The organism is Streptomyces sp. NBC_00457 (assembly GCF_036014015.1).
Lineage (GTDB): Bacteria > Actinomycetota > Actinomycetes > Streptomycetales > Streptomycetaceae > Streptomyces.
Genome location: NZ_CP107905.1, coordinates 2,928,707 through 2,941,527, shown reverse-complemented (window position 1 = coordinate 2,941,527; position 12,821 = coordinate 2,928,707). Strand labels below are relative to the sequence as shown.

14 protein-coding genes and 1 pseudogene are annotated in these 12,821 nt (G+C 67.5%); 8 read left to right on the top strand and 7 right to left on the bottom strand.

Annotated features, from left to right (window positions below; translation table 11 throughout):
* Positions 1–11: 11 nt before the first annotated feature.
* The 5 genes and pseudogenes from OG828_RS13395 to OG828_RS13375 form a co-directional block, all read right to left on the bottom strand.
* The gene (locus OG828_RS13395) at positions 12–446 is read right to left on the bottom strand and encodes a hypothetical protein (RefSeq protein ID WP_328501249.1); all 435 of its coding nucleotides are present in this window, start codon (positions 444–446) and stop codon (positions 12–14) included.
* Positions 447–518: 72 nt separating this feature from the next.
* Positions 519–851, bottom strand: a pseudogene (locus OG828_RS13390) (transposase); the annotation flags it as partial.
* Between the two features lie 247 nt (positions 852–1,098).
* On the bottom strand, positions 1,099–2,628 hold the full coding sequence (locus OG828_RS13385) for a helix-turn-helix domain-containing protein (RefSeq protein ID WP_210580948.1): 1,530 nt from the start codon (positions 2,626–2,628) through the stop codon (positions 1,099–1,101).
* A 64-nt stretch (positions 2,629–2,692) separates the two neighbouring features.
* Positions 2,693–2,890 carry a DUF4236 domain-containing protein gene (locus tag OG828_RS13380; protein ID WP_210580946.1) on the bottom strand — a complete coding sequence of 66 codons (198 nt, stop codon included), beginning with the start codon at positions 2,888–2,890 and terminating at the stop codon, positions 2,693–2,695.
* 37 nt (positions 2,891–2,927) lie between these two features.
* Positions 2,928–3,056, bottom strand: coding sequence for a hypothetical protein (locus OG828_RS13375; protein WP_282615222.1), 129 nt, complete (start codon positions 3,054–3,056; stop codon positions 2,928–2,930).
* Positions 3,057–3,360: 304 nt separating this feature from the next.
* On the opposite strand from OG828_RS13375, the gene OG828_RS13370 reads away from it, so the two are divergent.
* From OG828_RS13370 to acnA, 8 genes are all read left to right on the top strand, one after another.
* Complete coding sequence (locus OG828_RS13370) at positions 3,361–4,077, top strand: AAA family ATPase (RefSeq protein WP_443060131.1); 717 nt, start codon at positions 3,361–3,363, stop codon at positions 4,075–4,077.
* 30 nt (positions 4,078–4,107) lie between these two features.
* Positions 4,108–4,704, top strand: coding sequence for a flavodoxin family protein (locus OG828_RS13365; protein ID WP_210580942.1), 597 nt, complete (start codon positions 4,108–4,110; stop codon positions 4,702–4,704).
* A gap of 41 nt (positions 4,705–4,745) precedes the next feature.
* Positions 4,746–5,192 carry a nuclear transport factor 2 family protein gene (locus OG828_RS13360; RefSeq protein ID WP_328354829.1) on the top strand — a complete coding sequence of 149 codons (447 nt, stop codon included), beginning with the start codon at positions 4,746–4,748 and terminating at the stop codon, positions 5,190–5,192.
* 38 nt (positions 5,193–5,230) lie between these two features.
* Positions 5,231–6,238: an AvrD family protein gene (locus tag OG828_RS13355; RefSeq protein ID WP_328501248.1), complete on the top strand. Its 1,008-nt coding sequence runs from the start codon at positions 5,231–5,233 to the stop codon at positions 6,236–6,238.
* Positions 6,235–7,248: a beta-ketoacyl-ACP synthase III gene (locus OG828_RS13350; protein WP_328438043.1), complete on the top strand. Its 1,014-nt coding sequence runs from the start codon at positions 6,235–6,237 to the stop codon at positions 7,246–7,248. The genes OG828_RS13355 and OG828_RS13350 overlap by 4 nt, the downstream gene beginning before the upstream one ends.
* 28 nt (positions 7,249–7,276) lie before the next feature.
* On the top strand, positions 7,277–7,525 hold the full coding sequence (locus tag OG828_RS13345) for an acyl carrier protein (protein WP_210580934.1): 249 nt from the start codon (positions 7,277–7,279) through the stop codon (positions 7,523–7,525).
* Between the two features lie 110 nt (positions 7,526–7,635).
* Complete coding sequence (locus tag OG828_RS13340) at positions 7,636–8,529, top strand: aromatic prenyltransferase (protein WP_328501247.1); 894 nt, start codon at positions 7,636–7,638, stop codon at positions 8,527–8,529.
* Positions 8,530–8,744: 215 nt separating this feature from the next.
* Positions 8,745–11,459, top strand: coding sequence for an aconitate hydratase AcnA (gene acnA / locus OG828_RS13335; RefSeq protein ID WP_328438041.1), 2,715 nt, complete (start codon positions 8,745–8,747; stop codon positions 11,457–11,459).
* A 425-nt stretch (positions 11,460–11,884) separates the two neighbouring features.
* Here acnA and OG828_RS13330 read toward each other — a convergent pair whose 3' ends face one another.
* Complete coding sequence (locus OG828_RS13330; protein WP_328354813.1) at positions 11,885–12,142, bottom strand: hypothetical protein; 258 nt, start codon at positions 12,140–12,142, stop codon at positions 11,885–11,887.
* On the bottom strand, positions 12,139–12,450 hold the full coding sequence (locus OG828_RS13325; RefSeq protein WP_328438040.1) for a hypothetical protein: 312 nt from the start codon (positions 12,448–12,450) through the stop codon (positions 12,139–12,141). Before OG828_RS13325 ends, OG828_RS13330 begins: the two co-directional genes overlap by 4 nt.
* Positions 12,451–12,821 lie beyond the last annotated feature (371 nt).

Below are 12,821 nucleotides of genomic sequence, written 5' to 3'. Positions count from 1 at the left end.
CATGCGAGTGGTCAGTCGGCGGAGAGGATGTCGGCAAGACTCACAGCAGGGCGGCCAAACATGTTTGTCAGCGTGCGCTGCTGGCGCTCGGTCAAGGTGGCAACGAAGATCACTGCGTCAGCTTTGACCTGGTCACAGGCCTGAGCCACCTCGCGGACTTTTCCGTAGCTCAGCAGAGTCCGCGAGGAGTAGGGCAGGCCCATCTTCTGGACCCCGCCGTCCGAGACGCCTCGTCGTTGCACGATCTGCACGACGACCCGAGCGCCGTGCGCTGCCAGTTCCGTCGCTGCCGACGCCATGAGCGCTTCGAAGTCCTTCTGCTTCGCAGAGAAGTAGCCAACCAGGACCACATCAGCGCCCACTGTGAGCCGGAACGCTTCACGCTGGGCCGGCTCCGACGGCGCACGGCGAGCCAGGCGCCGGTCGCGCCTTCGTGGCTGATGCATGCGCCAGAGGCTAAGTGTCTGGCTACCTGCAGCGATACCGCATTTCTCGCTAACCGAGGCTGGCGAGCAAGGTCAGAGCCACTCGTTGATGACGGCGATGGTGACGGTGGCCTCGTAGCGGACGGCGAGCTTGTCGTATCTCGTGGCCACCGCTCGGTGGCGCTTGAGGCGATTGATCCCGCACTCGACAGCGTGGCGCTCGCGGTAGTCGTCCTTGTCGAACTTCGACGGACGACCGCCGCGGGCGCCCAACTTCTTGCGGTTGCGGATCTGGTCGGACTTCTCCGGGATCGTGCAGCGGATTCCGCGTTTGCGCAGGTAGTCGCGGTTGGCTCGGGACCCGTGGGCCTTATCGGCCCGCACCCGGTCCAGTCGCCGGCGCGGCCAGCCACCCCGGGAACGCGGCTACCATTCCCTGCGCCACTTCTACGCCTCCGAGTAGCTGGAGGCTGGCGAGTCGGACGTCTCCCGCACTTCCTGCCCCGCGCGGGTGCACGCGGCAGCACCGCCATCGACGGGGTCTTCGCGGAGCCACACCGGTCGGTGGAAGTCCGGTCCGGGCCCAAGTCCCAGAGAAGTACCAGAAGTGCCGCCGCACCCTTTCCTGACCGGCATTGATGCAGGTCAAGCGGGGTGCGGCGGCATCCGTCCCTCAGATGTCCCGGAAGATCTCGATCTGCGCCCCCACAGAGTTGAGCCGCTCCGCCAGATCCTCGTACCCCCGGTTGATGACATACACGTTCCGCAGCACGGACGTCCCTTCCGCCGCCATCATCGCCAGCAGCACGACCACGGCGGGCCGTAGGGCGGGCGGGCACATCATTTCGGCGGCGCGCCAGCGGGTGGGGCCCTCGACCAGGACGCGGTGCGGGTCGAGCAACTGGAGTCTGCCGCCGAGGCGGTTGAGGTCCGTGAGGTAGATGGCCCGGTTGTCGTAGACCCAGTCGTGGATGAGGGTCTTGCCCTGTGCGACGGCGGCGATGGCCGCGAAGAACGGGACGTTGTCGATGTTGAGGCCCGGGAACGGCATCGGGTGGATCTTGTCGATGGGCGCCTCCAGCTTGGAGGGCCGGACGGTGAGGTCCACCAGCCGGGTACGGCCGTTGTCGGCGACGTACTCCGCCGACCGGTCGTGGTCGAGGCCCATCTCCTCCAGCACCGCGAGCTCGATCTCCAGGAACTCGATCGGCACCCGGCGCACCGTCAGTTCCGACTCCGTCACCACGGCGGCGGCCAGCAGGCTCATCGCCTCGACCGGGTCCTCGGAGGGGGAGTAGTCCACGTCGACGTCGATGGTCGGCATGCCGTGCACGGTGAGCGTGGTGGTGCCGATGCCCTCGACCTTGACGCCGAGCGCCTCCAGGAAGAAGCAGAGGTCCTGGACCATGTAGTTGGACGACGCGTTGCGGATGACGGTGACGCCGTCATGCCGCGCGGCGGCCAGCAGCGCGTTCTCGGTCACCGTGTCCCCGCGCTCGGTCAGCACGATCGGCCGCACGGGGGAGACGGACCGGTCCACCTGGGCGTGGTACAGCCCCTCGGTGGCGGCGATGTCGAGCCCGAAGCGCCGCAGGGCGATCATGTGCGGCTCGATGGTCCGGGTGCCCAGATCGCAACCGCCCGCGTACGGCAGCTTGAAGCGGTCCATACGGTGCAGCAGCGGACCGAGGAACATGATGATCGAGCGGGTACGGCGGGCCGCCTCGGCGTCGATCGCCTCCAGCTCCAGCTCGGCCGGCGGCACGATCTCCAGGTCGACCCCGTCGTTGATCCAGCGGGTGCGCACCCCGATCGAGCCCAGCACCTCCAGCAGGCGGTACACCTCCTCGATGCGCGCCACCCGACGCAGCACCGTGCGCCCGCTGTTGAGCAGCGAGGCGCACAGCAGTGCCACGCACGCGTTCTTGCTGGTCTTCACGTCGATGGAGCCGGACAGCCGACGACCGCCGACCACCCGCAGATGCATCGGGCCCGCGTAACCCAGAGACACGATTTCGCTGTCCAGCGCCTCACCGATGCGGGCGATCATCTCAAGGCTGATGTTCTGGTTGCCCCGCTCGATGCGGTTCACCGCACTCTGACTGGTGCCGAGCGCCTCGGCGAGTTGTGACTGCGTCCAGCCCCGGTGTTGCCGGGCGTCACGGATGAGCTTGCCGATGCGTACGAGGTAGTCGTCTGCCATGAGGTTGAGGTTATCTCAGATATGAGATGGCGCCCGTTGAGGGGGCCATTCGGGTGACGGCTCGTCAACGCCGCCGAGTGGTACGGGTACGCCGCCACCCGAAAGGTCCGGGCAAATCCACTGATGTCGTACGACGTCCTGTGCTGCTGCGTGTGTGCCGGGGGCCGCGCCCGCCACCGGTCGTGATGGACCACGAGCGCCGGTTGATGTTCAGTCGCACCCCCGGCAGGATCCGGAAACTCTTGCGGAATGTGAGCGGCATCAGCGTCTCCCTTCGGGAAAGGCCGGGTGGTCCCGGTTCACCTCGGATACCCCGACTTCGCGCACTGATGGGCGAACTCGACCGGTTCCTCGAAGCCGGTCGCTGTCACGGGACCGGCCCGTACGGTGCGGTTGCGCGGCTGTCCGGTGTGAACTCCGGTGGACACGGCGGCAGTTGGTGTGACTCACCTCACTCCTGGCCACTCTTGGTGCGGAGTTGTCATCCGTGTCACTCTTTTTGGACGCCTTCCCTGCCCAAAAACAGTCCTGTGGCAGCGGATTGTGATCTTCTGAGCGTTCGCCGACTCCGGCCATGGCCGTGACCATCTGATGCGGGCCTGCTGCCTGATTTCTCGCCGCTCGGCTTTCCGGCGGAATTGCCTCATCCAGCTTTTGCGATATCCCCTTTCCCGATCTCTCGCCGTATGCGGCAGTGCCATGCGACCTGCAACGCGCTGCCGGAAAGTGGAGATGCCCGTGAAGATATCCGTGTCCGGAACCTACTCCTCAGGCAAGACGTCGACGGTGATGGCACTGTCGTACTACACCGGTGTACCCCGCTCGCTCGCCCGGACGATCAGGGAGATCATGCCGGAGGCTCTGCCGGGCGTGAAGCTCGCGGACGTGACGCCGGCGCAGTTCCTCCAGCTCACCATGCGCCGCCACACCGGCCGCGCCGTACAGGAAGCCCTGCTCGGGGATCACTTCATCTCCGACGGGTCCTCCCTCCAGGAATGGCTCTACGGCGCGGCCCGGCTCCGGTACGGCATGAATCCCAACGCCGACGCCGGGAACGAGGGCGGCCCGGCGACGGTGACGCCGGAGGAGATGGCCTTCTTCGGCAAGGTCGTCGAGCAGTACGGGCACGCCTTCAAGCAGCACGTCAAGGCCACCTACGACGCCTATGTCCACCTGCGCCACGAACTGCCGATCGCCGCGGACGGCCACCGGCCGATGAACAACGACTTCCGCGCGACCGTCGACAAGATGCTGCTCGCCACGCTGGACGAGCTGGAAATTCCCTGCCACGTGGTCAGCGGCTCCATGGCGGAACGCATCGAGGCCATCGCCCGGATCTTCGACTGGACGCCCGTCATGAGCACCACAGAGGCCATCGAGCGGGCCCGACACGACTACGGCCGGCAGGACTTCCGAATGGAGCACGAGCGGGTGCCGGCACGCGCGTGAACTGCCCTCACGACCAAAGGAGAACACCCGATGGAAAAGCCGCCGACCATCGCCGTCGCCTACCACTCCGGCAGGGGCCACACCGATGTACTGGCGCAGTCCGTCCGAGTCGGTGCCGAGGCCGTGGGCGCCGGAGTGACCATGGTGACCGTCGACGCCATGGATGACGCCAAGTGGGAGACCCTCGACAACGCCGACGCGATCGTCTTCGGGGCGCCCACCTACATGGGGTCGGCGTCGGGAAAGTTCCACACCTTCGCGGAGTCGACCAACAAGCGCTGGGCACGGCAGGCCTGGAAGGACAAGCTCGGGTCGGGGTTCACCATCGGCGCCTGCAAGGCGGGTGACAAGGACTCCACCCTCGGCTACTTCGCGACCCTCGGCGCCCAGCACGGGATGATCTGGGTCAGCCTCGGCCTGCTCCCCGGCTGGCACCTCAGCCACGAGAGCGAGAGCGACCTGAACCGGCTCGGCTACTTCAACGGCGCCGCCGCAACCACCCCGGGCGACCTCCCCGCCGACGCCGTGCACAAGGCCGACATCGCCACCGCCGAGCACCTCGGCGAGCGCGTCGCCCAGTTGACGGCGATCCACCTCGCGGGGCGTGCCGCCCTGTCCGCCGAGTAGCGCCCTTCCCGCCAAGTAACCGACAGACGGAGCGAGTCGACATGACGACAGCGCAGCCGACCACCACCGGGGCGACCGTGGACGCGTTCTTCGAGAGGTACGCCTCCGGCGATCTGCCCGGCCTGCTCGAGCTGTTCGCCGACCGGGTGGACTTCCGGGTGGCCGGAAGCCCGCACGTGCCCTGGACCGGCACCAGGTCCACCCGGCGGGAGATCGCCGAATTCTTCGAGACCTTCCCCGAAGTGCTGACCGCGCCGCAGAGTTTCACGCTGCACGCCCGCATGGTCGACGGACAGCACGCGGTGGTCACGGCCGAGTCCGTCTTCGGCGTCCTGGCCACCGGAAAGACGTTCGCCAACGCCTACGCGCTGCACTTCTCCGTAGTGGACGGACAGATCACCCGATACCACATGTACGAAGACAGCTACGCGATCGCCGAAGCCTTCATCCCATTCAGCGGCGAGCGCGCCGAGCGCTCCTCCAGCTGAACTCGGAGGCGGTTCATCGGCGGGAACAGGAGTACCCCGTGCCATCCCTGGAACTCGCGTCCATCGACGATGTCCTCGGCCCACGAGAGAGCAGATTCCTCGGCGAGGGATTCAAACGGGTCGAACACTCGCTGACCGATCTCACGATATCGCCGGGAGCCGACGACGCTTCGGGTATCGAGGCCACGGCCCATGTCGCCATTCCGGGCCTGTGGTCCCGCAAAGGCGACCAGAACCAGAAACCTCATCTCAGCTCCATCGATGTGATGCTCTTCGCCGCCCGGCTCACCGGTCTGTACGCGGCCCACACGTACGGCCTCTCCCCCGACGCCCGGTTCGAGGTGCGGTCGGTCGACATGAAGGCCGGTTCCAGCCCGGACGAGGAGGGCTTGGCGGAGCTGCCGGTGAGCGGTCGGCTGGTCGCCGCCGAGACGCGCGGCGAGGAGTGGTCGACCACCCTGGACTGCCGTGTCGGCTCGCTGTCGGCTCGCGTGCACGCCCGGCACGCCGCGGGCTCTCACCCGATCGGCACCCGCCGGACCTACTACCTGGCGGAGGAACTGCCCGGCCCCTGGAACGACGCGCCCTACGGCGTTCGGCATGGTGCGCGGCAACAGTTGCTCACCGGCGTGAACCTGACGGGCGACAACGAGGACGACCTGCGGGCGACCGCCCGGGTCGCGCTGGTCCCGGACGGGGCGGAGGCCGCCCAGGACGACGCCCCGGCCACCATGATCGATGCTTTGGTCACCGCCATGCAGCTCGGTCAGGTCCTGCTCTACACGCTCGACGGGGTCGAGCGTGTACACAGCAACAACCTCTGGATGCGACGGGCCCGCATCACGGCCGACGGCACCGCACCGGCCCGGTCCGACGGCAAGGTGACGGCCCGTCTGGAGCAGGCCCGGTTGCTGCCCACCCCGTCCGGAACATGGCGGTCGGCCGAGGTGGTCGGAGCCCTGCACGGCGTACGGACCCGGGTCGGCGTCGCGCATCTTCTCAACTCGCCCGCGCGGAACGGCAGCCGGGGAGATGAGAGGCGGTGAGCGCGCCCGCTGCCGTCCTCGCCGGACTGGGCGGCTATGTGCCGCCGCGCACCGTGACCAACGAGGAACTCTCCCGCCGTATGGACACCAGCGACGCATGGATCGTCCAGCGCACCGGTATCCGGAAGCGGCACTGGGCCGATCCCGGCGTGGCCACCAGCGACCTCGCCGTCGAGGCGGGCCACCGGGCACTGAAGTCGGCCGGAGCCGGTGCACCCGACGACATCGGCATGGTGGTCGTGGCCACTGCCACTCCCGACCAGCAGATCCCCGCCACCGCACCGGACGTGGCCGCCCGCCTGGGCCTCGGCCCGGTCGCCGCCCTGGACGTGGCGGCCGGCTGCTCAGGGTTCGTGTACGCGCTCGCCACCGCGTCCGCCGCCCTGGTGGCCGGGTACGCCGAGCGTGTTCTCGTCATCGGTGCGGAGACGTTCCGCCCCTTCCTCAACCCCGCCGACCGCAGTACGGCGGTGATCTTCGGCGACGGTGCCGGTGCCGCGGTGCTGCGCCGCGGAACCAGCGACGAGGCCGGTGCGGTCCAGAGCGTGGACCTGGGCTCGGACGGCGCTTTCAAGGACCTGGTCGCCCTGCCGGGGAACGGCTCCCGGCACCGCTCCACCGACCGTGCGCCGCACCCGGACGACCAGTACATCCGTATGGACGGCAAGGAGGTCTTCGTGCACGCGGTCCGCCGGATGGCACAGTCCTCGGCGGTCGCGCTCACCCGGGCGGGCTGGAGGGTCGATCAGGTCGACCATGTGGTGGGCCACCAGGCGAATCTGCGCATCCTGGATGCGCTGGCCCGGCAGTTGGGCGTGGACAGATCGCGCGTGGTCACCCATATCGAGCAGGTGGGCAACACCTCGGCCGCCTCCATCCCGCTGGCCCTGGCCGACGCTGCCGACCAGGGCCGGTTCCAGCCCCGTGACCGGCTGCTGCTGACCTCGTTCGGGGCCGGTTTGACGTGGGGTTCCGCCGCGCTCACCTGGCCGGAGATCACCCTCACCTGACAGCCGTCGTACCCCGAAAGGAAACGCCATGACGAGCCGCATCTCCCTCGAGCCCGAAGCAGTGCTCGACCTTCTCAGGACGCACTTCGACGTCCCCGCCGAAACGACTGCCGACACGCAGTTCCACAGTCTCGACCTGGACTCCCTGGTCCTGATCGAGCTGAGCGTCATCCTGACGAAGCGGTACGGCGTCCAGGTGGCCGGAGACGAACTGGCCACCGCCGGGACCGCCGCCAAGGCCGCCGATCTGCTGACCCAGAAGGGCGCCGCTGCCTGACACGCGACGGCGACTTCGAGCAGAACGGTTCCCCCTGGAAATCCCGGCGGCTGCGAGACAGCGGTCGCCGGGATTTTCACACGCTGAACAACGACGCTTGGGAGAACGGAATGTCCGGACCGGTCAATGGGGAAGTCGATGTGGAAACGGTGTACTCGGCCATCGAGGAAGCCGCCGGCCTGCTCGACCTGCGCTGCTCGCCGGACACGGTCCGGCCGATCCTGAACGCGTTCGAGCCGTTCGAGGGCGGGATCATCTTCAGCGCCTCGGCCGGCGAAGGACACGCGGGAGATCTCGATCTCACCATCCAGGTGCCCCGAGCGATCGACGATCCCTACGCCCATGCGCTGGCGCACGGGCTCGTGCCGCCGACCGACCATCCCGTGGGCGCACTGCTCTCGGACCTCCGCAAGCACTGCTCCGTCGACGAGTTCCTCATCGACTTCGCGGTTCTGGGCGGCTTCCACAAGATCTATGTGCACTTCCCCCGCGACGTGCAGGGAGTGTCCCAGCTCGCCGCCATCTCCTCCATGCCCCGTGCGCTGGGTGAGAACGCCGACTTCTTCGCCCGGCACGGCCTGGACGACGTCGCGATGATCTCGATCGACTACACGAACCGGACCGTGAACGCCTACTTCACGTTTCCGGCCGGCCTGGAGGCGGCGACCGTCTCGTCGATCCTTCGCGACCTCGGGCTGCCGGAACCCGACGAAGAACTGGTGGAATCCGCACGGAAGACGTTCCGGGCCTACGTCACGCTGGGCTGGGACTCCGGACGGATCGAGCGGATCAGCTTCGCCCGCAGCCTCGATCTGGCAGTCGTCCGGCCCCGGGTGGAGCCGGAGATCGTACGGTTCGTGACCGGCACTCCGTACACGTACGAAGGCGATCGCTTCAGCATCTCGATCGTCAAGTGGTCACCCGACGGCGAGTGGTTCAACGTCGGGTCGTACTACCGATTCGGCCCGTTGCAGTGGGACGTACTGCGGAAGATCCTGAACTGAACCGAGTCAGCGCAGGAGGCCTGGGCATGACCATTCCGCCCTCATGTACTAGAGTTATCTCGACATCGAGATATCTGCCGAGGCGTACCGCAGCCGCACGCGCTCATCGGTCTGGCACTAAGGGTTACCTAACTTAGCCTTACCTTAGCGGATCGGCCAAGACGTCGTGGCGGCAGGATGCGGTGGGAACGCGCACATCAAAGAAGGAGACTGTCGTGTCGGCGAACAGCTTCGACGCCCGCAGCACGCTGCAGGTGGGCGACGAGTCGTACGAGATCTTCCGGCTGGACAAGGTGGAAGGCTCGGCCCGCCTTCCGTACAGCCTGAAGGTGCTGCTGGAGAACCTCCTCCGCACCGAGGACGGCGCGAACATCACCGCCGACCACATCCGCGCCCTCGGCGGCTGGGACTCGCAGGCCCAGCCGTCGCAGGAGATCCAGTTCACGCCGGCCCGCGTGATCATGCAGGACTTCACGGGCGTGCCCTGTGTCGTGGACCTCGCCACCATGCGTGAGGCCGTCAAGGCGCTCGGCGGCGACCCGGCGAAGGTCAACCCGCTCTCCCCGGCCGAGCTGGTCATCGATCACTCGGTCATCGCCGACAAGTTCGGCACCAACGAGGCCTTCGCGCAGAACGTCGAGCTGGAGTACGGCCGCAACCGCGAGCGCTACCAGTTCCTGCGCTGGGGCCAGACCGCCTTCGACGACTTCAAGGTCGTCCCGCCCGGCACCGGCATCGTCCACCAGGTCAACATCGAGCACCTGGCCCGTACGGTCATGGTGCGTAATGGCCAGGCCTACCCCGACACCCTCGTCGGCACCGACTCGCACACCACCATGGTCAACGGCCTCGGTGTGCTGGGCTGGGGCGTCGGCGGTATCGAGGCCGAGGCCGCCATGCTCGGCCAGCCGGTCTCGATGCTCATCCCGCGCGTCGTCGGCTTCAAGCTGACCGGTGAGCTCACCCCCGGCACCACCGCCACCGACCTCGTGCTCACCATCACCGAGATGCTCCGCAAGCACGGTGTCGTCGGCAAGTTCGTCGAGTTCTACGGCGAGGGTGTGGCGGCCACGAGCCTCGCCAACCGCGCCACCATCGGCAACATGTCGCCGGAGTTCGGCTCCACCGCCGCGATCTTCCCGATCGACGACGAGACCATCAAGTACCTGAAGCTCACCGGCCGCTCCGAGCAGCAGCTCGCGCTGGTCGAGGCGTACGCCAAGGCGCAGGGCCTCTGGCTGGACCCGAAGGCCGAGCCGGACTTCTCCGAGAAGCTGGAGCTCGACCTCTCCACGGTCGTCCCGTCGATCGCCGGCCCGAAGCGCCCGCAGGACCGCATCGTCCTCGCGAACGCCGCCGAGCAGTTCAAGTCGGACGTCCTCAACTACGTCGACACCGTGGACGAGTCGGGCAAGGAGTCCTTCCCGGCCTCCGACTCCCCGGCTGTCGCGCCCAACGGCGTGCCGTCCAACCCGGTCACCGTCACCGCCCCCGACGGCTCGACGTACGAGATCGACCACGGTGCCGTGACCGTCGCCGCGATCACCTCCTGCACCAACACCTCCAACCCGTACGTCATGGTCGCCGCCGCGCTGGTGGCCAAGAAGGCGGTCGAGAAGGGCCTGACCCGCAAGCCGTGGGTCAAGACCACCCTCGCCCCGGGTTCGAAGGTCGTCACCGACTACTTCGACAAGGCGGGCCTCACCCCCTACCTCGACAAGGTCGGCTTCAACCTCGTCGGCTACGGCTGCACCACCTGCATCGGCAACTCCGGCCCGCTGCCGGAGGAGGTCTCCAAGGCCGTCAACGACCACGACCTCGCCGTCACCTCGGTCCTCTCCGGCAACCGGAACTTCGAGGGCCGTATCAACCCCGACGTCAAGATGAACTACCTGGCGTCCCCGCCGCTGGTCGTCGCGTACGCCCTCGCCGGCTCCATGAAGGTGGACATCACCAAGGACGCCCTGGGCATCGACCAGGACGGCAACCCGGTCTTCCTGAAGGACATCTGGCCCTCCGAGGCCGAGGTCAACGACGTCGTGGCCAACGCCATCGGCGAGGACATGTTCAACAAGTCCTACCAGGACGTCTTCGCGGGCGACGCCCAGTGGCAGGCGCTGCCGATCCCGACCGGCAACACCTTCGAGTGGGACCCGCAGTCGACGTACGTCCGCAAGCCCCCGTACTTCGAGGGCATGACGATGGAGACCACCCCGGTCTCCGACATCTCCGGCGCCCGGGTCCTGGCCAAGCTGGGCGACTCGGTGACGACGGACCACATCTCGCCCGCCGGTGCCATCAAGGCCGACACCCCGGCCGGCAAGTACCTCACCGAGCACGGTGTGGAGCGTCGTGACTTCAACAGCTACGGCTCCCGCCGAGGCAACCACGAGGTCATGATCCGCGGTACGTTCGCCAACATCCGCCTGCGCAACCAGATCGCGCCGGGGACGGAAGGCGGCTACACCCGCGACTTCACCGTCGAGGGCGCCCCGGTGTCGTTCATCTACGACGCCTCGCGCCACTACATCGAGCAGGGCATCCCGCTGGTCGTCCTGGCCGGCAAGGAGTACGGTTCCGGCTCGTCCCGTGACTGGGCCGCCAAGGGCACCGCGCTGCTCGGCGTCAAGGCCGTCATCGCCGAGTCGTACGAGCGCATCCACCGCTCCAACCTCATCGGCATGGGCGTGCTCCCGCTCCAGTTCCCGGAGGGCGCGTCCGCCGAGGCCCTCGGTCTGACCGGCGAGGAGACCTTCGACTTCACCGGCGTCGAGGAGCTCAACAACGGCACCACCCCGCGTACGGTCAAGGTCACCACCGACACCGGTGTCGAGTTCGACGCGGTCGTCCGCATCGACACCCCCGGTGAGGCCGACTACTACCGCAACGGCGGCATCATGCAGTACGTGCTGCGCCAACTTGTCGGTTGATGAGCTGATCGGCTCGGATGTCGGAGGATCTGGTCGCTGACCCGCTGCCAACGGCCGTCGCACCAGAGTCTCGCACAAGCGCCCCGTCAGGCTTCGGCCTGGCGGGGCGCTTGCTGGTTCATGCTGATTGCGTAGTGGTCGGTACACGGTCCAGCTGACGCAAGTTGCTCTGGCTCGCGACTGCCCGCCTCGGCCTCGTGCTGCTGGGCTGTGTGCCGCTCGTCGTCGCGGCGACCCGCAACGCCCAGCACGTCGCGACGCTCTCGCTTATCTCGTTCAGGTCCGGGATACGGACACCCGGGCACGCCCTGGAAAGAACAAACCCCGGCGACATCGCTCCAGCGAGCGAGGGGTCATCCAGGGAGTTCGCGGCCTAATCTGCCGCGCCAGTCTTCTGAGGCCGGGCGGCGGTTCCTGGGAGCTTGCTAGTCCTTGCCGAGGAAGACCGACTTGAACAGGTCGGCCGCGTCGACGAGGGGCTCGGTGGGTACCCGGAGCTCACCACTGGTCACGGCGTCGTTGCCGTCCTCGGTGAGTTCCCACGAGACCTCCACCGAACTGGCCTGGGGATCCCTCGCGATGATCACGTAGTCGTCTTGGTCGCTCGTCCAGGGTACGTTCGGGCGGAACGACTCCGGAGTGAGCACAACTTCAGCGTCCTCGCCGTGGTTGCTCCAGGTCACGGGATACCCCTGTGGGAGGGGTCGGAGAGTCGAGTAGTCCAAGATGCGTCGGTCGCAACGCGTCCGTCTTCCTCGTCCGCTGCGCGCAAGGCGGCACCCTCGACGAAGCCGCCCAGTTCCTCGGCATCAGCGCTCCCGGCAAGAACCTCGGCTTCACGGGCAAGCTGAACCACTACCTTCGCTCCCACAGCATGCTGCACGACTTCGAGCTGGCCCTCGACGCCATCACCGCCGACCTCCACGCAACGCCCCTGGTCGACTACCGACGGCGGCGCGAAGCGCTGAACTCCTGGGTTCTCGAACCGCACGCCTGGCAGCGCATGGTCACTGCACTCCCGGTCCTGCCCGGACACCGCGCGTCCCTCAACGACGACCGGAAACGCCTGGCCGTCAGGTCTACATCTGGACCGGGATCACCGAAGGCGAACACGAACTCGCGCCCTCCCCACCGCACATTGCTGACGACCCGGAACTCCATGCCGTCTGGAGCAGACAACGGCATAACATCTGCCACTGGCTCAGGGAACCCGACAAACACCCGTACTACCTCGCGCTCAAACCGTTGCTCGACACCCACATGGAGCAACTCGCCAGAGCAATCGACAAGGGCATGCCGCCCAGTCGGTGACAACAAGCCTGCCGTCGGGTCGGTCTGGCCGGCGTCCAGGGGTGGACGTCG

Excerpts from the sequence above, each read along its gene's own strand:
- OG828_RS13395 (WP_328501249.1), bottom strand. The coding sequence starts at position 446 with ATGCATCAGCCACGAAGGCGCGACCGGCGCCTGGCTCGCCGTGCGCCG.
- OG828_RS13385 (WP_210580948.1), bottom strand. The coding sequence starts at position 2,628 with ATGGCAGACGACTACCTCGTACGCATCGGCAAGCTCATCCGTGACGCC.
- OG828_RS13380 (WP_210580946.1), bottom strand. The coding sequence starts at position 2,890 with ATGCCGCTCACATTCCGCAAGAGTTTCCGGATCCTGCCGGGGGTGCGA.
- OG828_RS13370 (WP_443060131.1), top strand. The coding sequence starts at position 3,361 with ATGCCCGTGAAGATATCCGTGTCCGGAACCTACTCCTCAGGCAAGACG.
- OG828_RS13365 (WP_210580942.1), top strand. The coding sequence starts at position 4,108 with ATGGAAAAGCCGCCGACCATCGCCGTCGCCTACCACTCCGGCAGGGGC.
- OG828_RS13360 (WP_328354829.1), top strand. The coding sequence starts at position 4,746 with ATGACGACAGCGCAGCCGACCACCACCGGGGCGACCGTGGACGCGTTC.
- OG828_RS13345 (WP_210580934.1), top strand. The coding sequence starts at position 7,277 with ATGACGAGCCGCATCTCCCTCGAGCCCGAAGCAGTGCTCGACCTTCTC.
- OG828_RS13340 (WP_328501247.1), top strand. The coding sequence starts at position 7,636 with ATGTCCGGACCGGTCAATGGGGAAGTCGATGTGGAAACGGTGTACTCG.